11 protein-coding genes are annotated in these 24,730 nt (G+C 63.5%); all 11 read left to right on the top strand.

All coding sequences use genetic code 11. The features are described 5' to 3' along the window. Window positions 1-44 precede the first annotated feature (44 nt). The 11 genes from NQV17_RS02190 (at window position 45) to NQV17_RS02140 (ending at window position 24,676) form a co-directional block, all read left to right on the top strand. A complete protein-coding gene (locus NQV17_RS02190; protein WP_257768402.1) occupies window positions 45-2,291 on the top strand; it encodes a glycosyltransferase in 2,247 nt (748 codons plus the stop codon). Between the two features lie 32 nt (window positions 2,292-2,323). Then, a complete protein-coding gene (locus NQV17_RS02185) occupies window positions 2,324-4,573 on the top strand; it encodes a glycosyltransferase (protein WP_257768384.1) in 2,250 nt (749 codons plus the stop codon). 80 nt (window positions 4,574-4,653) lie between these two features. Continuing rightward, window positions 4,654-8,277 carry a DUF6270 domain-containing protein gene (locus tag NQV17_RS02180; RefSeq protein ID WP_257768382.1) on the top strand — a complete coding sequence of 1,208 codons (3,624 nt, stop codon included), beginning with the start codon at window positions 4,654-4,656 and terminating at the stop codon, window positions 8,275-8,277. 58 nt (window positions 8,278-8,335) lie between these two features. Then, entirely contained in the window at window positions 8,336-9,400 is a 1,065-nt protein-coding gene (locus tag NQV17_RS02175; protein WP_257768380.1) for a glycosyltransferase, read from the top strand. Beyond that, window positions 9,397-10,194 (top strand): SGNH/GDSL hydrolase family protein, encoded by a 798-nt coding sequence (locus NQV17_RS02170; RefSeq protein WP_257768378.1) that lies wholly within the window; start codon window positions 9,397-9,399, stop codon window positions 10,192-10,194. The genes NQV17_RS02175 and NQV17_RS02170 overlap by 4 nt, the downstream gene beginning before the upstream one ends. Window positions 10,195-10,274: 80 nt before the next feature. Continuing rightward, window positions 10,275-12,392, top strand: a complete 2,118-nt coding sequence (locus NQV17_RS02165; protein ID WP_257768376.1) for a capsular polysaccharide biosynthesis protein — start codon at window positions 10,275-10,277, stop codon at window positions 12,390-12,392. A 227-nt stretch (window positions 12,393-12,619) separates the two neighbouring features. Further along, window positions 12,620-13,843 carry a capsule biosynthesis protein gene (locus NQV17_RS02160; protein ID WP_257768374.1) on the top strand — a complete coding sequence of 408 codons (1,224 nt, stop codon included), beginning with the start codon at window positions 12,620-12,622 and terminating at the stop codon, window positions 13,841-13,843. After that, window positions 13,830-14,615, top strand: a complete 786-nt coding sequence (locus NQV17_RS02155; protein WP_257768807.1) for an SDR family oxidoreductase — start codon at window positions 13,830-13,832, stop codon at window positions 14,613-14,615. The genes NQV17_RS02160 and NQV17_RS02155 overlap by 14 nt, the downstream gene beginning before the upstream one ends. A 1-nt stretch (window position 14,616) precedes the next feature. After that, window positions 14,617-16,152, top strand: a complete 1,536-nt coding sequence (locus NQV17_RS02150; protein WP_257768372.1) for an LTA synthase family protein — start codon at window positions 14,617-14,619, stop codon at window positions 16,150-16,152. After that, window positions 16,149-23,711 carry a type I polyketide synthase gene (locus tag NQV17_RS02145; protein WP_257768370.1) on the top strand — a complete coding sequence of 2,521 codons (7,563 nt, stop codon included), beginning with the start codon at window positions 16,149-16,151 and terminating at the stop codon, window positions 23,709-23,711. The genes NQV17_RS02150 and NQV17_RS02145 overlap by 4 nt, the downstream gene beginning before the upstream one ends. Then, window positions 23,708-24,676 (top strand): UDP-3-O-acyl N-acetylglycosamine deacetylase, encoded by a 969-nt coding sequence (locus NQV17_RS02140; protein WP_257768368.1) that lies wholly within the window; start codon window positions 23,708-23,710, stop codon window positions 24,674-24,676. The genes NQV17_RS02145 and NQV17_RS02140 overlap by 4 nt, the downstream gene beginning before the upstream one ends. Window positions 24,677-24,730: the final 54 nt, after the last annotated feature.

Genomic DNA, 24,730 nt, shown 5'->3' with positions numbered 1-24,730 from the left:
GCCATTCGCACCGATACTCCTTCAAACCGTTACGCCAGTACGCAATGAACAAGCAGATCCCAGCGACACCACAGGCAATGACGACCCAGACGTCTTCCGAACGTGATCCAGCCACGCTCGCAAGCACGATCGACGTGCTGCAGCGCGAACTCGAAGTTGCACAGACCAAGCGAGGCGGTCACTACAAGAAGCTCACCTTCGAAATCGAGCGCAATGCAAAGCTGGTGAACGAGGTTTCGCGGCTGAAGACCGCGCTCGATCAGACGTTGATGGGTGTTCCGGAATTTCGGCAGCTCAACGCTGAGCTTGCCGAAGCGCGCAAGCAGATCGCGAGCCTGCGCGCCGAACTGGATGTCGCCCAGCAGAAGCGAGCCGGGCACTATTCGAAGCTTCAATACGAGATCGAGCGAAACAGGAAGCTCGAGAAACAGGTCAGGATTTTCGAGAACGAACTCAACCGGATAAGTAATTCGCTCACCTGGGATCTTGGCAGCGCGCTTGTTGGCACGAAAAGCATCCGTCAGGTCTTCACGCTGCCATTGCGGTTATGGCAGGCCAATCAGCGCTACAAACAGAAGATGCTGAAGCGTCGCATGATGGGCAGTGAAGCGAAGCGGATCGATGCCCCGACGTTCGCGGCGCCGGTGTCGGCTTCTGCTCCCGCACCGGCGCAACCGACGACGATCGACATTCCGCTCGGCGAGGATCTGTCGATCCTCGGATGGCCGGCAGCGCCGGTGCATTCGACGGTCACAGCGATGACGGTGTTCGACGAATTCAGCCGCGAGTGCTTCGCGCCATACCTCAATCTGGTCGAGCCGCGTCCGGACAACTGGAAAGGCCTCTTGGCGCGCGACCAGCCGGAGCTGCTTCTGATCGAATCCGCATGGCGCGGAAACCGGTCTTCCTGGCAGTATCGCGTCGGTTCCTATGCGCATCCGCCGGGACGCGAACTGCAGGCCATGGTAAACGGCTTCAAGGAGCGCGGCATTCCGACGGTATTCTGGAACAAGGAAGATCCCGTCCATTTCAATAACTTCATCGAGGCGGCACGCCAATTCGACTTCGTGTTCACGACGGCGGAGGAAGCGATGCCTCAGTACGCCGCACGCTCGTCCTCGAACGTGAATGTGCTGCCTTTCGCGTGCGAACCCGGACTGCATAATCCGATCGGTTCGAACGAACGGAACGGAAAACTGTGTTTTGCCGGTAGCTATTATGCGAACCGGTTCGCGGATCGCCGGGACGACCAGATCATGCTGCTCGATGCAGCGATGAACTACAAGCTCGACATCTTCGACCGCAATCATGCGGCCGGCGCAAAGAGTGATTTCGCGTTTCCGGAGCGCTTTCAGGACTGCATCCGCGGCAGCCTGCCGTATGACGAAATGTCCCGGGCTTACCGGCGCTACAGCGTTTTCCTGAACGTGAATTCGGTCATCGATTCGCGCACGATGTTCTCGCGACGGGTCTACGAACTGCTCGCCTGCGGCACGCCGGTCGTGAGTACGCGATCACTCGGCATCGACGAAACGTTCGGCCGGGACCTCGTCTGGACCGTTGATGATGCGAAGGAAGCCGACGAGGCGATGCGTGCTTTGCTCGAGTCGCCGGACGAGTGGCGCCGAAGAAGCCTGAAGGGTATCCGTGCCGTGTTCTCCGAGCATACGTTCGCTCACCGTACCCAGCAGATTCTCGACACGGTCGGCATCAAGAAGCGCGTTATTGAAGATGTGCGCGTATTGGTCTTTGCGGTAGTGGACAACGCGAACGAAGCGCGACGCGTCGCCAGCATGTTTGCCTCCCAGGTCATGTCGGTTTCGGCGAAACGGCTGGTGCTGTTTGCCCGCAAGGGTTCGGTCAAATCCCCTGACATGCCGGACATCGAAGTCGTTTCGCTCGGGAATCATCTCGGCGAAGCTATCTCCCGCGCGAGCACTGCCTTCAACGCGACGCATGTCGGAGTGTTTTCTCCGCGGGCCTTCTACGGGAAGTGGTACCTGCAGGATCTTCTTCACGCATTTGTATACAGCCATGCGGATATCGTTGCCAAGCCCCGCGATGGCACGGACAGGTACGCGTTCGACGTCGAGCGCGATCCTCAGGCGTGGCTGCTGCGTGTGAAGCCCGCTCAATGCCCGGCGCTCGAAGTGCTGGGTCCCGATGGTGCGGTGCTGGACCGTCAAGGGTCGCTGCGTTCGTTCTCGGCGGATTCGGCGAACTATTTGCCGGATGTGGCAAAAATGCCCGAGGCAGTGCTGCGCAACAAGATCGCGACGATCCAGATCTGACCGACCTGAGTCGAAGCGCCCGAGCGCACGCGATGGCGACCTCTACCACGTTTGATATCTATCGTTATAAAGAAATGAAGGCCGGCAAACGCAAAGTACTTGTCTGTGGTCACGACCAGAAGTTCTGGTATCCGCTCCAGTCGCATCTCGAGGCCACAGGCCTGTTCGAATTCAAGGAGGATTACTGGCCCGGCCATAACGACCACGATCCGAAGAAGACGCTCGAAATGATGGAGTGGGCGGATATCGTCGTGGCCGAATGGGCACTCGGCAACGCGGTATTCTGCGCAAAGCACAAGCGTGACGGCCAGCGCCTGGTCACGCGGCTGCATCTGCAGGAACGCAACACGCCGTATCCCGCGGAGATCGACTACGAGAAGATGGATGAGGTGGTGTTTGTCGGTCAGCACATCCTGGAGGAGTGCGTCGCCAAATTCTCCATGCCGAAGGAGAAGGTTCGCGTTGTCGGCAACTTCCTGGATTCGAAGCGCTTCCAGCAGGAAAAGATGGGGGGCAACGAGTTCAATCTCGGCATGATCGGGATCGTGCCATCCCGCAAGCGGCTCGATCTCGCGCTCGATACGTTGCGCCTATTGCTGGAGAAGGACGAGCGCTACACGTTGCATATCAAGGGGGCGAGCCCGCAGAGCTATCGCTGGCTGATGGCCCGTACCGCTGAACGCGAGTACTACACGAAAATATTCGAAACGATCAACAGCAGCGACTTGCGACACAAGGTCGTGTTCGATCCTGCCGGCGACGACGTGCACCAATGGTTCAGGAAAATCGGATTCCTGCTCTCGCCGTCGGATTTCGAAAGCTTCCATATGGCGGTGGCCGAGGGGATGTGCTCGCGAGCGATTCCGGTCGTCTGGAACTGGGACGGTGCGAAGACCATCTATCCGCTGCTCCCGCTGGTCGATTCGGCACAGGCTGCGGCGGACAACATCGATTTCTTCCGTCAATCGAATACCGGCGCGCGGCTCGCGTCCCAAGGATCGGCGTTCATCGGCGAAACCTATAGTGCCGACGTCGTTCGGGACCAGTGGCTCGACGTGCTGCTGCCCAAGCAATCCGCTGCGCAGGCCAGTGCGGTAGCGACCCGCCAGAAGACGGTAGTGGTCGTGTGGGCGATCGACGCGTGGCACGGGTTCCACCGTCGGGAAATGCTTGAGGCGCTGGCACGGAACGCTGGCGACGCATGCGATTTCCTGATCGTCGAACCCGGCAATCATTATGCAACCCTGCTCAAGGGAAATGCGACGCTCGAAAGCGAGATGCTGTCGTCGTTGGCTTTGAAGCCGGTTCGCGAGAGCGACAATATCGCGCGGATCCGGCTTCTGACCGGCGGGTTCCCTGCCGGAGCCGACGTTCATGCGTTGCTAAAATCGAACGATGCCCTCGGCGAGATTGCCGAAAGAGTTGCCGCGCATCTGTACGGCGCGCGGAGCAAGGTCGTTCACTGGATCTACAAGCCGAACCAGAGAAAACATCTCCGCGAGAAGGCGACGTTCGTGTACGAGGTGTACGACGAATACACCGCCGATTTCAGCACCGGGGCAACGTATCCCGAGGTGGCGCGACTCGAACCCGAGGTGCTCCGGGAGGCCGATCACGTGTTCTTCACGTCGAAGCCTCTCGCCGATCGCAAGAAACGTCATGCGGGCTCGTGGAGCCTGGTCGGGAACGGCGTCGCATACGACGTGTTTGCGCGCTATCGCTGTTTCGATGCGGCGCGCTCCGCCAAGCGAAAGTCGATCGGATATCTCGGCAATCTGAGCGATTTCTTCGATTGGAAAATGATGTCTGAAGTGTGCGCGGAAATGCCGGAACTGGATTTCGTGTTCAATGGACAAGTCGAGAAGCACCGATTGAAGGATGTCGAGGAACACGTCGAACGCCTGATGGCGCTCCCCAACGTGTTCTTTGCCGGACGTGTCAGTCGACCGGTCGGCGCTGCCGCCGTCGCGCGGTATGACGTGGCGATCATTCCTTTCGTCGTCAACGACGCCATGCACGCGGTTGAACCGCTGAAGCTCTGGGAATATTTCGCTGCCGGCAAGCCGGTCATTTCGTCGCCGATGAATGCGGTAACGGTCAAGAGTCCATTGCTGCGGGTCGCGGCAAGCAAGGCGGAGTGGATCCGGGCAATCAAAGAGTCGCTGGATGAACTGGAGGAGGACGTGCATCGTGAAGCGCGCATCGAACTTGCCGAATCGCGTTCGTGGAGTGCCATGACGTCCAAGCATTGGGCGACCCTGAAGCGGATTGCCAACGTTTGAGGACATGTCGGTCGTCGGAGGGTTCCGTCGAGTGCCGCGAAGAGCGGGGCGTTGAATGTACCGAGAGTTCGGGAAATACGATGAAACTGTTGATTCTGGGTACATGTGTATCGAGAGACGCGCTGGAATATGTGTCTGATGACTCGATCGAGTTGTCGGATTACTACGCTCGCTCGTCGCTCGCGTCGCTCAACGCCGTTCCGTTTTCGAACGAGATCCCGCGTTGCGTATCCGACATTCCGTCTTCATTCGGGCGCAGGGTCGTCGAGCGCGATCTGACGAAGCGCTTTTTCCGGGACGCACTCACCGAAGAGACCGATATCGTGTTGGTCGACCTCATCGATGAGCGATTCGATCTGTGGGTCGACGATCCGACCGGACGTTGCTGCACGCTGTCCGACGAAATTGTTCGTGCCGGATTTGCGCAGGAATACAAGCGGGGCAGGACGGTTCGCTCCGGCGGCACCGAATTTTGGGATCGATGGTGCGAGGGATGGACGCGCTTTCTCTCATATGTGAGCGATAAGGGACTCAAGCGCAACATTGCGATTAACAAGGTGTTCTGGGGTGAACGAACCCTCGGCGGCCGGCAGTTCAATTGGGGCGTCGCGGAAAACAACGCGCTGCTTGGCCGGATGTATGACTACATCGCTCGTGATCTGGCGCAAACGCAGTTCCTAGAGTATTCACCTGAGCTGCTGATCGGCGATGACAACCATCGATGGGGTGTCTCGCCTTTTCATTACGTACCGAATCTCTATCGGGAAACCGTGCGGTTGCTCCACGAGTTCGAGCGCTCGACCTGCGTGGACGCGGAGCAATACGAGCGTTGCGCGGGCGATTCCATTGAGCATCCCGCTGCATCCGCACTCGTCGTAACGTCGAACACCGCGAACTTGGAACCTGCGGTGTTCGAAGCCATGGGGATCGGGCAGGATGGCAGTCTTCTGCAGGCAAGCTTTCGACGCTCGCTTCTCGCATCGGGTACGAGCGTGACGCTGCGCAGAAACGGCGACATCGTTGACACGAAGAGCGGTGTCGAAGCCAAAGCAATCGCGTTCGAACTGGCGGAGCGCAACGGAATATATTGGCTGGAAACCGGCGCGGGCGATGGTGGCCCGATTGCGGCCAGAACATTTTCGGTGCCGGTCTGCTGCAATCTACCTAGATTCGAGAAGGAAGCGTGGGCGGCGTCGACGAATCGGCCGACGGCATTCGAGTATGTCGCCGGCGGCCGGATTTTCCAGGTGCTGTTACGCCCGGGTGAAAAGCGCGAATTACTGGTGCTCGTTTGTTCGGAACAAACGTTCTGCAAGATGGCGCCGATCGTCGGCGCGCGAGACGAAATTGGCGTCGCACCGCGCTTCGACGGCGCGTTGCTGTGCATTCTCGATTCGCATCGATATATTGATCAGATCCAGGCGCCGGTACCTGAAAGCTTGCAATGGGCTGACGATACGGCGCTCGCGGAATTGTCGTTTTTGGTGCGGGACACTGCCGAGCAATTGACGATTGACGTTTCCGCAATATGTATCTCCGGTGTCGAATCCGATGGCATTTCCGCGTTGCGTCTGGCTGCGAGGCTTGATGGGGCTGCGGGGATCGCGACGAGTGTGTTGCCAGACTTGACGAATTGTCTGGTCAATGAGAGATTGGCGGCCTCGCGAGGTATCGGGACGGAGAATGATCAAGTCGCGATCAAACCGGATCCGGGGCCGGGGTTTGTCGAAGCATTGTCTTTTGTAAGGGAATCGTATAATTCCCGATTGTTTGTCTTCGAGGATATTCGTAACCGAGCCGCGTGGGAAAAATATTTTAGACCTTTCTGGACTGCAGTTGGTGGCATTTATCCGGATGTTGAGGCCAATTCATCCCTGTCCGATGGGCAATATTTGAAAGCATACTGGAACAGCGCAAACGTTTGTTCCTTGGACGGCGAGGTGTTGATGAAAGAGATGTTTAGGCGATTGATTGGGCGGGATGCGTTATATACGATCGAATCGCTTGTGCTTACATCTGAAATCGTATGGTTCGACGCCGGTGCGAAATCTACCGATATTGTCATTCAAGCGCGTGTTGGAAACTACCCGACCGGAAAACGTGGGGCTTCACTCGCAGTATTCGAATTTGATGCGGATCCGGATGCGGATGCGCTTGCTCGTGCGGGAATTGTAAAATCTGATTTCGGATATTATCGATACCTCGATTCATCTGTTCGCGGCGATACTCTGAATTTTGTCGGTAACCTTGAAGGTCTTGCTTGTCGGCGATTTGGTCTGCGCACGTGGAGCTGGGCTTACCCTATATTTTTTAATAATCTTACTTCCAATCATAAGCCTTCGGCGGTGCATTCGATTGCACAGTCCTACAAGGTGAGAAGCCTCGAGGCATGGCGTGCAGATGATGACGGATTGCCGCTGGTTCACGGTAATCTGCTTTCCATTTGTGATGCGTGCGCCGCGGATGTCAACTGCGCCAATCACAACAAGCGCTGGCATTCCAACATGGCCGACGCGTACAAGTCGAATCGGCATTATGGGGTCGAGGACCACCTCTTCGACATCGATGGTCGACAGCTGTTCGCCAGAACCTATACGGGCAATCCGTCCTTTCTAGCCATTCCGAAGTCGCACGCTGATTATTTGAAGTTTATTGGCGACAGTTCACGGAACATGATCCGAAAGGCCGGACGAAATGGCTACGAATACAAGGCGGCCAATCCCGACGATTATCCGGATGACATTCTCGACATCCGGACTTCGACCGAGATTCGGCAAGGGAAAAGGATTCCGGAGTATTTTTATCGGCGCCCACAGTCTATCCTGTTGAAGCATACTTGCCCGCGGCATCGCGAAATATTCTTCGGCGCATTTTTCGAAGGCAGGATTCGTGCGTACATAACGATGTACTGCTTTGGCGAAATACTGCAGATCAATCACATACTGGGGCATCGCGACCACCTGAGCAGTGGCGTCATGAATCTGCTGATGAGCGAGGCCGTGCGTGTGATCATTGACACGATGCCTTGGGTGCGCGGTATCAACTATCTGTATCAAGGCAACGTCGGCGCCGGCCTCAACGTATTCAAGACGGGTTTGGGGTTTCGACGCTCACGGGTGATGGTCTATGACGTCGGTCCGGATCTCGATGCAAAGGTAAAGCGGGTCCTGGATATTCCCGAGCCCGGTGATGCGGCCGAGGTACCTCCCGCTCATGCCGGCGAAAAATCCAGGAAGGTGGAGGGCAAGCGAATCAAGGAAGTCGAAATCGCGTGGTCTGCTCACGCGGGCGTGGACGACGCGTTTCGCACGATCACCGATCAACTGGGCGATCTGGCGAAGATCGCGGCGACCGCTGACAGCGGAATCTGGCCGGATGATGTTCCGAAGGGTGCGAACGGATTCGTCGTCGAATGCAAGGATCCCGCCGCGGTTTCCCGGGTGCTGACAAAGGGATTGAAGGAACTCGGCACCGTGCTTGGCGCGGGCAGCAAGGTCATCTTCCATATCGTGGCAGATCAACCCGGCGATTCCGGGAGCCGGGCAGCGGATTTCCTGCGGCGTCGCTCGGGGGAGGACGCATTGAGTGCGGGGGCGGTGCGGAACATCTTCAAGGGGAGCCGTTTCGTGCCGACGCTCGTCGCGAAGTATGGCGAAGCGGACGACAAATGGTCGTCCCTGATCGTCGTGGATAAGATCGACTGACTTTTTCTCGAGACGGAGGACGGCCGGTTGAATTTCGGAGTATTTGGTTCGTGTTGGAGTGTTACGTAAACATGCGTTGCTGGATCGAAGCCCGCTGCGTGATTCGGCTGCAGGCGAATGGGCGATGACGCATCCGCGACCGACCGTGGCGCTCGTCGCCGACCCACTGACCAGCGCCAGCCTCGTGTACGACGCGCGCGTTGTGCCGGTCGGGCCAATCGACTACCGCTGGCGTCTTCCATTGAGCCGGCCGGATTTCCTGCTCGTCGAATCGGCCTGGGAAGGCCCGAAGGCGAAATGGAAGTACAAGATTGCCGCTTATCCGGAATACCCGTCGCGAACCAACCTCGCACTTGCGAAGCTGGTTGCGGCTGCACGCGATCGCGGCATCCCGACGGTGTTCTGGAACAAGGAAGACGGCGTGCATTTCGATCGGTTTATCGAGAGCGCCAGGCTTTTCGATTATGTGTTCACGGTCGATTCCGGTTGCGTGCCGAAATATCGGGCGGCGCTCGGGGGCGGGGTGCCCGTCAACACCATGATGTTCGCGATCCAGCCAAGGACACACGGTTTCCAGGGATTCAATTTCAAGTATCGCCGGGCCTCCTTCGTCGGAAGTTACGGCCGCCATGTTCATGAGCGTCGCCGGTATTGGCAGGACATACTGTTCGGCGCCGCGTGCGGGACCGGCCTCGGTCTGACGGTGGTCGACCGGAATTCACGCCGCAAGGCCCTGCACTACCGGTATCCGAGCCTCCCGGATCTGCATGTGCTTCCGGCGATATCGCATGCCGACACCGCGTCGATTTTCCGGGACTATCTCGTGTCGCTTAACGTCAATACGATCGAAGACTCGCCGACGATGTTCTCTCGTCGAATGGTCGAGATTCTCGGTTGCGGAGGGATTGCGGTCACGAATCCGTCGCCTGCGATCGATAGGCTGTTTCGCGACTACTGTTACCAGGTTCACGATGCCGAGGAGGCGGAGGAACTCTTTGCGCGTCTCCTGCGCGGTCCGTCGTCGATCGACCTGGAACGTGCGCGCGCCGGCGCCGAATATGTGCTGAATCATCACACGTGGTCTCATCGCCTCCGCGAGATCGCCGCCGTGATTGCCGGATGATGGCGAGGACCGCGCTTTTGCGAGCGCTTCGCCTCTGGAGCAGCGCCGCATCGTGGATGATGCGGCGCCCGGTCGTCGACGTCCTGGTGATCGGCGACTCGCATGTTCGCGTCTTTGAACACGCATGGTTCCAGTTCGTGTTGCCGAACGTGAGGTTCGCGGTCGAATACGTCCCGGGCGCGACTGCAATCGGGATCATCAATCGCCACTCGATCACATCCGCGTGGTCCAGGTTCGATACGGCGCTTGACGAAATCGCGCGTGATCTCGTCATCGTGAACCTAGGTGAAGTCGATACGGGGTACTCCCTTTGGCGTCTCGTGGAAACGCGCGGCGACGCCATGTCGGAAATATTCGACCGTGCGGTCAACAACTATTGTGAATACATAGGTGACCTGTCAAAGCGGGGGCGCGTCCTTGTGCTGAGTGCACCGTTGCCGACGCTGAATGACGAGATGGCACGGAAAAACCGGGGTAATGCGATTCGCGAGCAGGTCGACGCCACGCAGCGGCAACGGACCGAATTGACGTTGCAGTTCAACGCACGTGTCATGGCGTTCTGCGCCGGCATTGGCGTTGCATATTTCGATTCTAGCCCGTTCGCGCTGGGCGCGAACGGCGTCGTGAAGGATTCGTGGTGCCGCAAGGATCTCGACCACCACTACGCGCGCTGGCCCTATGCGCGAAATCTGGCGCGCCACCTCGGGCCGTTGCTTGAGGATATGGGGCGGCCTTGCCATCGCGGCCAGCAAGACGGTACGGCGCGCAAGCCGGACCACGAGGAGATGCAGTGAGCGGGCGCGGGGTGTGGGGCGTTCCGGTCTGGAGCGTCGGGCTATGGACGCTCCGCCGATCCGTCCTGCTGGATGCGCGGGTGAAACTGTGCTGGCCCTGGCAGGTCGGGCAGGCTACCGGCTTCCTTGGTTGGGGGAAACGGGAGAGCGGGGCGCGTGCGGAGCGCTGGGCCGAGGCCGCCGGCGTGCGAACGTTGCGCATCGAAGACGGCTTCCTCCGCTCCGTCTCCCTCGGCGTGCTCGGCGACACTGCCCTGTCGATCGTCATCGACGATCTCGGCATCTACTACGACGCCAGCCGTCCGTCCCGTCTCGAGATGCTCGTGAAGGAAGCCGCCGCGCTCGCGAGCGACCGCGCCGATGCCTCGCGGAACGAAGCCGGCCGCGCGATGTCTCTGATCGTCCGCCACGGCTTGTCCAAATACAACCACGCGCCCGATTTCGTCCCGCCCGACGACTGGCGCGACGACGCGATCCTGGTCATCGACCAGACCCGCGGGGACGTCGCTGTCCGCCTCGGCGGTGCCGACGAATCGTCGTTCCGCGCGATGCTTGCCGCCGCGCTCATCGAAAACCCCGGCAAGCCGGTCTGGATCAAGACCCATCCTGACGTGATGTGCGGCAAGAAGGCCGGCTATCTCGTCGACGCGTCATTCAGCGATCCGCGCGTGCATCTGCTGCCGGCCGACGTCAGTCCGTCATCGCTGCTGAAGCGGGTGGGCAAGGTGTATGCCGTTTCGTCGCAAATGGGTTTCGAGGCGCTGCTGTGCGGCAAGCCGGTCGTGACGTTCGGCTTGCCGTGGTACGCCGGCTGGGGGCTCACCGACGATCGTCACGCGGACGCACCGATCGTTGCCGATCGCCGCGGTAGCGCGACGCTGCATCAGCTGTTCGATGCGGCGTACCTGCGCTATTGCCGTTACATCGATCCCGAAACCGGCAGCCGCGGCACGATCTTCGACGTGATTGCCCATCTCGCGAAGCAACGCCGGCTGAACGAGGTGACGAGAGGCGAACTCGTGTGCGTCGGGCTGAGCCTATGGAAGCGCAGCGTGGTCGCACCGTTTCTGCGGCACGGTGGCGCTCGCGTGCGTTTCGTCGATTCCCCGGCGGCGCTGCGGCGTCTGCCGCCTGACGCATCGCGGCGCGTCGTGCTGTGGGGTGCCCGGCGTCCCGATGTTGCTGCCGCCGCGCAGGAGCTGGGCTTGCCGGTGCTTCGCATGGAGGACGGGTTCATCCGCTCCGTCGGTCTCGGCTCGAATCTCATCGCGCCGCTCTCGCTCGTGATCGACGATCTCGGCATCTACTTCGATCCGCGCACGCCGTCCCGGCTGGAAGCGATCCTCGAGCGCGGTGGCTTCGACGATGCGGAACTCGCCGAGGCCCGCACCGTGCGCGCGGCGCTCGTCGACGCCCGCATTGGCAAGTACAACGTCGGCAACGGCGGCGTCGCGCTACCGTCGCCGCGCCCCGCGAAAGTTATTCTGGTGCCGGGGCAGGTCGAGGATGATGCATCGATCCGGACCGGTTCACCGTGGATCTCCACGAATCTCGGGTTGCTGTCGAGCGTGCGTGCCGCCCATCCCGATGCGTTCATCGTCTTCAAGCCGCATCCCGACGTCGTCAGCGGCAATCGCGCGGGTGCGGTGCCGCTGCACGAAGCGCGCCGGCTCGCCGACGCCGTGGCGCCTGAATCCGACGTGATCGCCTGCGTCGAGCAGGCCGACGAAGTGCATACGATGACGTCGTTGACCGGCTTCGAGGCGCTGCTGCGTGGCAAGCGGGTCGTCTGCTACGGCGCGCCGTTTTATGCCGGCTGGGGGCTGACGCACGACGTGTTCGCGAACGTCTCGACAGGCGCCGAACGCATGCCGGGCGCTGGCGATGGAACGTACACCCATCCGGTCTGGTCGCGTCGCAATCGTCGACTAACGCTCGACGAGCTGATCGTCGGGACGTTGCTGCGCTATCCGCGTTATGTGCATCCGGTATCGCGGGCGGTAATCGACGCACAATACGCAATTGCATTGCTGCACGCGCAGCGCCAGTTGACCGGGCAGGGCAAGCTGAAGCGAAATCGGCTCAAACAGCAGTCCGGGAAAGTCAAGATGTGGGCGCTGACGACTTACTCGGAATATCGGATTTCGGCGCGCAAGAAGCTGTACATGTCACTGCAGCGCTGGCTCGCGAAGCTTTAGCCGGCGGCCATCCGGGAATGGTGCCGACAGTGTCCGATAACGCAAATCGGCTATACCGCATTTCGGAGCGCCGAGGTTGTATCGTTATCTCGTAAAACGATACAATCGTTCATCTATAAATCCGGGGCAAAAAATCGGGGCAGGGGTGGCGATTCAACTGCCGGCGCATCGTCGTTCATTTCGTGTGTGTGCGTAAAAATATTGAAAAATGATAAATCTTATTAATAATGCGACGCTCTTTTCTGGTTCTGCAAGGCACGGCATCGCCGTTCTTTAGCCGATTGGCCGATGCGTTGCGGAGTCGCGGCCATCGCGTTCGCAGGATAAATTTCTGTGGAGGAGACCTGATCTATTCCGGAAATGGCGCTGCGAGCGATTACACCGCGCATCCAGACGAGCTTGCCGCGTGGTATGCGACAACGCTGCGAACCGGCGACGTGACGGACGTGATCCTGTTCGGCGACTGCCGGGCCATTCACCGGCCCGTGCATCCTGTCGCCCGCGATCACGGCGTCGCCGCGCATGTATTCGAAGAAGGGTACGTGCGTCCGCATTGGCTGACGCTCGAGCGCCACGGGGTCAATGGGCGTTCGCTGCTGCCGCGCGATCCGGCGTGGTATCTGGACCAGCGCAGCGTAACGCCACCGCGCGACCTCGGGCACGCCACCGGATATCGACTGGCCGTCCGTGCGTATCACGACATGCGCTATCGTGCGGCCAATACACTATATCGGTCCCGTTTCCCGAATTATCGCAGCCATCGTCCGCGCAACGGCTTCGTCGAATATGCGGGGCTGGCGACACGCGCGCTGAAACAACCGATATTCGATCGCGAAGCCGAGCGAGTGACACGGCGCATGCTGGCCGGCCGGCCCTATTATCTGTTTCCGCTCCAGGTCAACGCGGACGCGCAAATCGTCCATCATTCGCCATTCGGAAGCGTGCGCGCATCGATCGACCTCGTACTGCAGTCGTTCGCGCAGCACGCGCCCGCCGGACACGACTTGCTGGTCAAAAACCATCCGCTGGACACGGGCGCGTTCGATTATCGCGGACACGTCCGGCAGCTTGCGCGCGAGCTCGGCATCGCCGATCGCGTGTCGTTCATCGACGCCGGCCATTTGCCCACGCTGCTCGATCACACGCGCGGCGTGGTGCTGGTCAACAGTACGACCGGGATGTCGGCGCTTTACCACCATTGCCCGCTGATCGCGCTCGGCGTGGCGATCTACGACATGCCGGGACTGACGTGGCAAGGCGGCCTCGACAGCTTCTGGAAGCATGCCGAACGGCCGAACGAAGACCTGTTCCACGCGTTTCTGGATTATGTGATTCATCACACGCAGATCAACGGCGACTTCTATACGGATACCGGCATCGACATGGCGGTGGAAGGTGCCGTGCGACGACTGGAGGCAACCCGGGTGGAGGTCAATCATGCGTTCGCGTGAACCGCGTCATGTCGTGATCACCGGCGCGACGGCCGGACTCGGGCGCGCGCTGGCGCTGGCCTATGCGGTACCCGGCGTCGTCGTCGGATTGATCGGCCGCGACGCGGCGCGTCTCGACGATGTGGCGACGGCCTGTCGGGCGCGTGGCGCGATTGTTGAATGCGGTCGTGTCGACGTGTGCGATGCCGAAGCGCTGCGCACGTGGCTGGACGCGTTCGACGACGCGCATCCGATCGATCTGTTGATCGCGAACGCGGGCGTTGCGAGTACGCTGGCGCATGCCGACGACTGGGAAGAGCTCGAACGCACGACCGTGGTGGTCGATACGAATCTGTACGGTGCGTTGCATGCGGTGCTGCCGGTGATCGCCCGCATGCGCGCGCGCCGTCGCGGCCACGTTGCGATGATCAGTTCGCTCGCGGCGTTGCGCGGCATGGCGATTTCGCCCGCGTATTGTGCGAGCAAGGCGGCGATCAAGGCGTATGGCGATTCCGTGCGGCCCCTGCTGGCGCGCGACGGCATCCGGATGTCGATCGTACTGCCCGGATTCGTGAAGACCGCGATGAGCGACGTCTTTCCCGGCGACAAACCGTTCATGTGGTCGGCCGATCGCGCCGCGCGGCATATCCGCCGCAGGCTGCATGCAGGCCGCGCAGAAATCGCGTTTCCGGGCACGCTCGCGCTCGGAATGCGATTGTTGACGCTGGCGCCGGCGCTGGTCGCCGATGCGATTCTCGGCAAGCTGTCGTATTTGCCACGCGAGGGCCGCTAGCATGTCCGGCACGCTGGTACTCGTTTTCGCGATCGCATTGGCCGCCTCGTTCGGCCTCGACGCCGTCGCGGTGCCGCGTGCGCCGTTGCGCAGGCCGTTGCGTGCCGTGTTTTTGCATGGGTTGGCCGTGTCGTTCGTCGGAGCGTGCGTGCTGGTGGCCACGTCGCGGCCGGTGTTTTCCGCAGGCATCGCGGCCGCGCTGGTGGCGTTGCTGGCGGCCATCAGCAACGCGAAGTTCGAATCTCTGCGCGAGCCCTTCGTCTTTACCGATCTCAGCCTGTTCAGCCAGTTGTTTGCCCATCCGCGGCTCTATCTGCCGTTTCTGAGCGTTGGCAAGGTGGTCGCGATTGCAGCCGGCGTCGTGCTGCTCGTTGCAGGTTGCCTGCTCGACCATGCGGATGCGCCGCCGCGAACGATTGCCGCCGCCGTCGCGCTAGCCTGTCTGCTGATTGCCGCGCGCGTGGCGGCGCGCTTGCCGTTGACACTCGATGCGACGGTGGACCAGCAGCGGTACGGTTTTTTCGCGGTGTTCGTCGCGTATCTGCTCAATGGTCTGCGTCCCGCGACGCTGAAGACGTTCGATGCCGCGGCAGGTACGAGCCAGTACGTGGCCGGCTCGCCGCCGCGCAGGCCCGACGTCATCGTGATTCAGAGCGAGTCGTTCTTCGATATCCGGCGCGCGACGTCGGCGGTCGCACCATCGCTGATGGCGGGGTTCGACCGTGCACGCCGCGAAGCGGTCGCGCACGGCACGCTGATCGTTCCCGCATGGGGCGCGAATACGATGCGCACGGAGTTTGCCGTCCTCACCGGAATACCGCCCGAACGACTCGGCTATGCGCGCTTCTATCCCTACGCATTTCTACGCAAGATGTGCCCGTCGCTTGCGGGGTGGTTCAGGCGTGGTGGCTACAGGACGATTGCGATGCACCCGTACCACGCGGATTTCTTCGGGCGCGATCGCGTGTTTCCGCTGATGCACTTCGATGCATTCATGGACATCCGCGGCTTCGACGGTCGTCCGCGCGCCGGGCAGTATGTTGCGGACGCGGCCGTCGCCGACGCGATCATCGACGTGCTGGACGCACCGCGCGAGCATCCCGCGTTCATCTTCGCGATGACGATGGAGAATCACGGGCCGCTGCATCTCGAAGCCGTGGCCGCGGGCGAAGCCGCCCGCTACCATGCGCTCGGCGAAGACGACGCATGGCACGACCTGACCGCCTACTTGCGTCACCTGGGTAACGCGAACCGGATGATCGAGCGACTGCTCGACCATCTGAGGCGAAGCGACCGCGAGACGATCGTCTGCTTCTACGGCGATCACGTACCGGCGTTGCGGCGCGTATTCGACAAGCTCGGTGTCCTGCCCGATCGCAGCGATTATTTCGTCTGGAAGAACGACGCGAGCGCCGATGCCCGCGGACAGGATATTCGCGCAGAAGAATTGGGCCGACTGCTGATGTCGGCCATCACCTATTCGAACGAGCCGCGCGCGTGCGATCGCGATGCGCTGGCCAAAGCAGAAAGAGCATGAACAAGCAAATAGCGATCATCGGGATGGCGTGCCGGTTCCCCGGTAGCGTCGAGAGTCCCGGCGACTTCTGGCAGCTCCTGTGCAGCGAACGCGATGCCGTGACCGCCATCCCACCGGACCGTTTCGGTACGGCGTTCTATCAGCACCCGTCGAAGCGCGAGCCGGGAAAGAGCTACACGTTCGCCGCGGGCGTTGTCGATGACGTCGCGGGCTTCGACGCCGAATTCTTCGGCATCTCGCCGCGCGAGGCGGCGCAAATGGATCCGCAGCAGCGGCTGCTGCTCGAACTCGCGTGGGAGGCGTTCGAGGACGCCGGCGTGCGTCCGGCCGCGATGCGCGGGCGTGACTGCGGCGTGTTCGTCGGTGTGGCGGGGATGGATTACGGCAACCGCAATATGGACGACATGAACACGATCGATCCGTATTCGGCAACCGGCAACACGCTCAGCATTGCGTCGAACCGCGTGTCCTACCTGTTCGACCTGCGCGGCCCGAGCCTGTCGGTCGATACCGCGTGCTCGTCGTCGCTCGTCGCGCTGCATCAGGCCGTGCGGGCGCTGGAGTCCGGCGAGACAGCGATGGCGCTGGCCGGCGGCGTGAACCTGCTGCTGCACCCGTTCGGATTCGTCAGTTTTTCGAAGGCGTCGATGCTGTCGCCGCGCGGCCGCTGCCGTGCGTTCGACGCGACCGGCGACGGCTACGTGCGTGCCGAGGGCGGTGCGTTCGTGCTGCTCAAGCCGCTCGACCAGGCGCTGGCCGACGGCGACACGATCCACGCGGTCATCGCCGGATCGGGCGTGAATTCGGATGGCCATTCGCATGGCGGCATCAACGTGCCGGCCGCGGCGACGCAGGCGGATCTGCTGCGCGCCGTGTATCGGCGCGCGGGCATCGATCCGCGCACGCTCGCGTATCTCGAGGCACACGGGACGGGCACGGCGGTCGGCGATCCGATCGAGGCGCGTGCGTTGATCGATGCGGTGTCGGGCGGCCGGCCCGAATCCGATCCGCTGCTGATCGGTTCGGTCAAGACCAATATCGGTCACCTCGAAACCGCGTCGGGAATGGCGGGCCTGCTGAAGGCGGTGCTGTGCCTGAAGCATCGTGCGGTGCCGCGCTCGCTGCATTTCGATACGCCGAATCCCGCGATCGATTTCGAAGGCGGCCGCTTGCGCGTGGTCGACCGGTTCACGCCGCTCGCGCGCGGCGCCGAACCGCTGACGATCGGCATCAACTCGTTCGGCTTTGGCGGCACGAATGCGCACGTCGTCATCACCGAAGCGGTAGCGCCGGCGCCCGCTGCGCAGCCGGCGGCGAAGCACGATGTGTCGCTGCCGCCGCTCGTTCTTACGGCGCGTTCGCCCGCAGCGCTGGCCGGCGTCGCCGCGCGTTATCTTGCTCGCCTGCAGAACGGCGCCGACTGGACCGCACTGGCTGCGGCCGCGGCAAGGCGCCGTCAATGGCTCGAGCATCGGGCGGTCGTCGCACCGGCCGATCTGGCCGAAGGGCTCGCCGCACTCGCGGCCCTTGCCGAGCCGTCGGAGAAGGGATTGCCGGCGTGTGCCGTGCTGGGGCAGGCCGTAGAAAGCGACGCGCCGGTCGCGTTCGTCTATGCGGGCAACGGCAGTCAATGGGCCGGGATGGGCAAGCGGCTCTATGGCGAGGACGCCGTGTTTCGCGCGGCACTCGACGAAGTCGATGCGCTCTGGCGTGCGGACGGCAACGCGTCGCTCGTCGAAGTCATGCGCGAAGGCGTCGACGCCGCATGGCTTGCCGCGACCGAGAACGCGCAGCCGCTGCTGTTCGCGATGCAGGTCGGCATCACGCGTGTGCTGACCGCGCGCGGCATCCGCTTCGACGCGGCGGTCGGCCACAGTGTCGGCGAGATCGCCGCGGCCTGGGCGTCGGGCGCGCTCACGCTCGCTGAAGCCGTGCGCGTGATCCGGATCCGCAGCGGTGCGCAGGGTCTTACGCGCGGCGCGGGCAGGATGGCGGCGGCCGGCATCGGCGAAGCCGCGGCGCGCGACTGGATCGCGCGTCTCGATCTCGCCGCAGCGATCGAAATCGCGGGCGCCAACAGCCCCGACTCGGTGACGCTCGCCGGTTCGCAAGCTGCGCTGGAAGCAATCGGCGCGGCGCTCTCGGGTGCCGGCCATTTCTACCAGATGCTCGACCTCGATTACGCGTTCCACAGCAGCCGCATGGACGCGATCGAGCCGGTCGTGCGCGACGGGCTGGCCGATCTTGCGCCGCGCGAGACGCATACGCGATTCGTGTCGACGGTGACCGGCGACACGCTGCCGGGTACCGCGCTCGATGCGGGCTACTGGTGGCGCAACATTCGCGAACCGGTTCGTTTCGGCGCCGCAATTTCCCGCCTGGCCGATTATCGCGTGCGCGTATTCATCGAGATCGCGCCGCATTCGATCCTGCGCACCTACGTGAAGCAGACGCTCGCCGCGCGCAATGCGCCTGGCGTCGTCGTGCCGACGCTCAAGCGCCAGCACGATAGCGCGGAGATGCTCGGCCATTCGATCCTGTCGGCGGTTGCGCAAGGCGCGCGCGTCGATCTCGACCGTTTCGTGCCCGAGGCGCCGCACGCCGCGCTGCCGACCTATCCGTGGCAGCGCGAGCGCTACTGGCTGGTGCCGAGCGTCGAAGGCTACGGGCTCGTGAACCGGCGCGTCGATCATCCGCTGCTCGGCTATCGCCTGCACGAGCATGCGTTCGCCTGGGAGAACCAGCTCGATCCGCAGCGCGTGCCGATGCTCGCCGATCACGTGGTCGACGGTGGCGTTGCTTTCCCGGGCGCCGGTTACGTAGAAATGGCGCTCGCGGCGGCGCGCACGTTCTTCGGCACGGAGGACGTCGCCATCGAGAACGTCGAGATCCGCATGCCGGTCGTGTTCCAGCCGCAGCACGCGAAGCTGTTCCGGTTCGCGATCGACGTGCGCACGGCGTCGTTTACGATCGAGACGCGCGACCGGATGACGGACGGCCCGTGGAACCTGAACGTGACGGGGCGCCTGCTCGAAAGCGGCAATACGCTCGATGCGGACAGCATGCCGGATGCGTCCGTGATCGCCTGGCTGCAATCGCGTCCGGTGCTATCCGGCGACGCGCTGTATGCGGGCACGGCGGCGATCGGCCTCAGCTATGGCCCAGCGTTCCGCTGGGTGCGGTCGCTGAGCGTGTCGGGCGACGACGCGCTTGCCGAGCTCGAGGTGCCGACGGTCCTGGCCGACGCGTGTGCGCAGCCGGACTATCTGCTGCATCCCGCGCTGATGGACAGCGGTTTCCATCCGCTGTTCGCGGTGCTGGGACAGGCCGGTGCCGCACCGGACGATGCGCATGCGGCATTTGTTCCTGTCCAGATCGGCCGCGTCGATTTCCTGAGCGGCGAATCGATCCGTCGCGTGCTCACGCGCATTCACCGCCGCAGCCCGCATTCGATCGTCGCATCGTTCGAATTCATCGATGCCAACGGCAGGATCGTCGCGCGCCTTGCCGCGTGCCGCTTCCGTCGCGTCGATCTCGCCGGGCGCCGTCACGGAGTGCCGGCGCGCTTTGCCTACGTGCTCGAAGCGCGGCCGCTGCCGGACGGTTACACGGCCGCCGCTCTGCCACAGCCGGGTATGCTCGTCGAGCGTGCGAACGCGCATGTCGCGGCGCGCGAAGACCAGGCGCGCCGCACGCAGCATCTGACCGAAATGCTGCCGCTGCTCGACGTGCTCGCCGGTCTGCATGCACTTGATGCGCTGGATGCGCTGGGTGCATTCGCCCAGCCGGCACTGCCGACGGGCGCGCACCCGCAACCAGTCGCCCGTCTGGCGGAAATCGTCGTCGAAGACGGGCTCGCACGCTTCGAAGGCGATCGTCTGGTTCGCGACGACGAAGCCTGCGCGGCGATGCCCGCGCGTGATGCGCTGTGGCGCGACGTGCTGGCGGCGTCGCCAGCCCATGTTGCCGAACTGACGTTGCTGGCGCACGTCGGCGCGGCGTTGCCGCGCGTGCTGAGCGACGCGTCGCCGGCGGGTGCGGTGCTGTCGTCGACCGGACGCAGCCTGGTCGAACAGTTTTTCGATGCGTCGCCGACGTGGGCGCATGCGCGCGCACTGCTCGCCGCCTGCGTGACGCAGGCGATCGCAGCGTGGCCGGATGCACGGCGCTTGCGTGTGCTGGAGATCGGCACCGCGAACGGCGACGTGCTGCAGCCGCTCGACGTGAACGTGCCGGCCGGCCGCTGCGAGTACGTGCTCGCAGGCACGCAGCAGCAGCTCGCCGGATTCGACGCGGAAGCGCACGCGCACGTGCGCACGCTGACGATTGCAACCGACGCACCACTGTTCGCGCAATGTCGCGATACGACGCCATTCGACGTCGTGATCGTCAACCGGATGCTGGGCGATCACCCGGATCCGCTCGCCGCGTTGACGGCGATCACCGAACGGCTCGCACCGGGCGGGCTCGTCGTCGTCGCCGAGGCGCGACGCAGCCGGTTCTCCGATATCGTGTTCGGCGCGGCCGGTAGCGAAGTTGCCGCCGGCACGTACGGCGCGCTGGCGCCCGCCGCGATCGAGTCGATGTGCGAACGCGCCGGACTGGTCGACGTGGTGCGCGATACCGAACAAGGCCTCGATCTCGAGGGCATGCCGACGTTCATCGTCGCGCGCAAGCCGGTTGCCGACGAGCAAACGGCCTGCGCATCGCGGGACGAGGATCGCATGCGTTGCATGGCGGAGCGTGACGGCACGCACTGGCTGATCGTTCAGGAGAATGACGATGCGTTCGGCATCGCCCTGGCGGGCGAACTCGAGCGACTGGGTTGCCGCGTCGAGTCGGCAGCGGTGCGTGGCGCCGCTGGATGGTCGGCGCGTCAGCCGGCAGAGCATCCGGCGCATGTCGTGTTTGTGGCGCCGCTTGCATCGCTCGACACGGCCGACGGTGCGGCCGTGATGCGCGCACAGCACGACGGCGCGCTCGCACTGGCATCGCTCGTGCGCGATCTCGATGCGGCAGGCGCGGCGGAACGCGGTCGGCTGTGCGTCGTGACGCGCGGCGGTGCGCCGTTCGCGGCCGGTGCGTCGGCGCATCCCGAGCACGGAACGTTGTGGGGCCTCGGCCGCGTGATCGCGAACGAGTATCCGACGCTGCCGATCCGTCTGATCGACGTCGATCAGGCCGTCGAACAACCGGCGCTGCAGCTTGCGATGGCGCTGCTCGGCGACGATGGCGAAGAGGAAGTGCTGCTGGCGCCGCAGGGCCGCTACGTGCCGCGCATGCTGCCGGCCGCGCAGGCGGCCGAGCGCGACGACACGTCGTCGGCTGCGTCGGCCCCGCCGGGCGCCCGACTCGCGTTCGACATGCCGGGCTCGTTGCGCAACCTTGAATGGTTCGCGATGCCGGCACACGATCTCGCCGCCGGCGAGGTCGAGATCGAGCCGATGGCGACCGGGCTCAATTTCCGCGACGTGATGTACGCGATGGGGCTGCTGTCCGACGAGGCCGTCGAGACGGGCTTCGCGGGCGCGACGATCGGCATGGAGATGTCGGGGCGCGTGGTCCGGGGCGGCCCGGGCGTTGACGGTTTCGTACCGGGCGACGCCGTGCTCGGCTTCGCGCCGGCGTCGTTCGCGACGCGCGTGGTCACGCGCGCAACCGCGATTGCACGCAAGCCCGACGCGATGTCGTTCGAGGAGGCCGCCACGGTCCCGACGACATTCTTCACCGCATACTACGCATTGTGCGAACTGGCGCGGCTGCGACGCGGCGAGCGCGTGCTCGTGCACGGCGGTGCGGGCGGAGTCGGCATCGCGGCGATCCAGATCGCGCGACATCTTGGCGCGGAGGTCTTCGCGACCGCCGGCAGCGACGAGAAGCGCGAGTTCATTCGCCTGCTTGGCGTCGACCGCGTGTTCGATTCGCGCAGCCTCGCGTTCGCCGACGAGATCCTCGCGCGCACGCACGGCGAAGGCGTCGACATCGTGCTCAATTCGCTCGCCGGCGAAGCGATGGTGCGCAGCATCGATACGCTGCGTCCGTTCGGCCGTTTCCTCGAACTCGGCAAGCGCGACTTCTACGAGAACAGCCAGATCGGCCTGCGGCCGTTCCGCAACAACATCAGCTATTTCGGTATCGACGCCGATCAGCTGATGGGCGTGCTGCCGTCGCTGACGACGCGGCTGTTCGAGGAAGTGATGGACCTGTTCTCGGGCGGCGTGCTGCATCCGCTGCCGTACCGCGCGTTCCCGGCCGCGCGTGCGGAGGAAGCGTTCCGCTACATGCAGCAGGCGCGCCAGATCGGCAAGGTGCTGATCACCTATCCGGCGGGCACGCCGGTACCGACGCGCGGCGTCGCGGTGCCGACCCTGCGGCTCGACCCGCAGGCGGCGTACCTGATCGTCGGCGGCACCGGCGGGCTGGGCTTCGCGACCGCGCGCTGGATGATCGAGCGCGGCGCACGGCATCTGACACTCGCGAGTCGCGGCGGCGCACTGGGCGCCGCGATGCAGGCGGAAGCCGATCGCTGGCGCGACACGCTCGGCGCGCACGTGTCGGTCGCACGATGCGACGTGACCGACAGCGCGGCGCTGGAAACCCTCGTCGAAGAGATCGAGCGTCGCGGGACGCCGATCAAGGGTGTACTGCATTCGGCAATGCAGATCGACGACGGTCTGCTGCGCAACGTCGATGACGCGCGCTTCGCTGCCGTGCTCGAACCGAAGGTGGCGGGCGCATGGAACCTGCATCGCGCGACGCAGCGTTGCGCGCTCGATTTCTTCGTCATGTATTCGTCGGCGACGACCTATCTCGGCAATCCGGGGCAGGGCGCGTACGTCGCCGCCAACGGCTTCCTCGAGGCGCTGGTCGCGCATCGTCGTGCGGCCGGCCAGCCGGCCATGTTCATGGCGTGGGGGCCGATCGAGGACGTCGGCTTCCTGGCCCGCAACGCCGGCACGCGCGAGGCGTTGCAGTCGCGGATCGGCGGTGCGTCGATCACGTCGGACGAAGCGATGGCCGCGCTCGAACGCGCGCTTGTGCAAGGGAGCGCCGGCGAAGCGGTCGTGCGTCTCGACTGGGGCGCCATCTCGCGCGGCATGCCGGCCGCGCACGCGCGCCGTTACGCGGCATTGCAAACGGGTGGGGCGGCCGAGACGTCGAGCGAGGATCGCGTGTTGCTGGAGCAATTGCGAACGTTGCCGGCGGCCGAGGCCGTCGCGCTCGTCGAGACGGCGCTGCGCGGCCAGATCGCGCGGATTCTGCACATGTCGCCGGAGCGCGTCGATGCCGGCCGGTCGGTGCTGGATCTCGGGATGGACTCGCTGATGGGCATGGAGCTCGGCATGGCCGTCGAGGAGACCTTCGGCGTCAAGCTGTCGATCATGGCGATCGCGGAAGGCGCGACGGTGCATACGCTGGCCCAGCGCATCGTCGAGTTGCTCGATGCGCAGAACGGCGACGAGGACGTCGCGGCAGCGGACGATCTGGCGGAAGCGCTGGTCGCGCGGCATGCGTTGGGTGACGAAGCGCGGGCCGAGCTCGAGCGGGGTTCAAATTGAACGAATCAAGAGGCGCAGGCGGGTCGGTCGACGCGGAGACCGCTCGAGTCAAGCTGCCATCGGGTTGGCAGCCGAGCGCGGGAACGCTGGCGTGGCCGCTCGGGTTGTCGGGCCACGGTCTGCATACCGGGCGCCGCGTGCAGGTGCGGATTCATCCGGTCACGCCGGCGGACGGTCGGCACGGGATCGTGTTTCGACGGATGCGCAACGGACGCGAACTCGGTGTGCTCGCAGTCGATCCCGCGCTGCGTCGCGCTCAACCGCTTTGCACGATGCTGCGCAACGCCGACGGGGTTGGCGTGCGCACGATCGAGCATCTGCTCGCGTCGCTGCTCGCATGCGAGATCGATCACGCGATCGTCGAACTCGATGCGGAGGAAGTGCCGATTCTCGATGGCAGCGCCGCGCCGTGGGTCGACGCGATTCGCGCATGCGGCCGTCTCGCGCTCGATGCGCCGAAGCGCTTCATCCGTGTGCTGCGGCCCGTCGTAGTCGCAGACGGCGCAGGCGATCAGCGACGCGAGATGCGGATCGAGCCGGCCGCGCGCTACGAGCTGAGCGTGCGGAACGACTTGCGCGGCTTCGGCGACATGCACTGGGATGGCGCGCTGACGCCGGATGCGTTTGCGACCGAAATCGCACCGTCGCGCTCGTACGGGCGTGTGAAATGGGCCGTGCCGGCGATTATCGCCGGCTATCTGCGCGGCGTGCCGATTCTGCGAGGCGCACGGCCGTCATGTACGGCGTCGATCGTCGGCAATCGCGTGCTTGGTGGAATGCGGCTGCCGGAGGAGTTCGTCCGGCATCGGGTGCTCGATCTGGTCGGCGATCTCGCGCTGGCCGGGGCACCGCTGCTTGCGCGCGTGAGCGCGGTGCGGCCGAGCCACGAAATGAATTTCCGGCTGATCGATGCGTTGCTCACCGACAGGAATGCCTGGCAGTGGGTCGAGTTCGCCGAAGCCTGAATCGGCGCTTTTTGAAAAGACAAGCGACACCTCATAACGGATTCGCGACATACA

The sequence above is a fragment of the Burkholderia sp. SCN-KJ genome (assembly GCF_024656005.1).
GTDB lineage: Bacteria > Pseudomonadota > Gammaproteobacteria > Burkholderiales > Burkholderiaceae > Burkholderia.
Note: the sequence above shows the minus strand (reverse complement) of the source record. Positions and strands in the feature narration are given on the sequence as shown.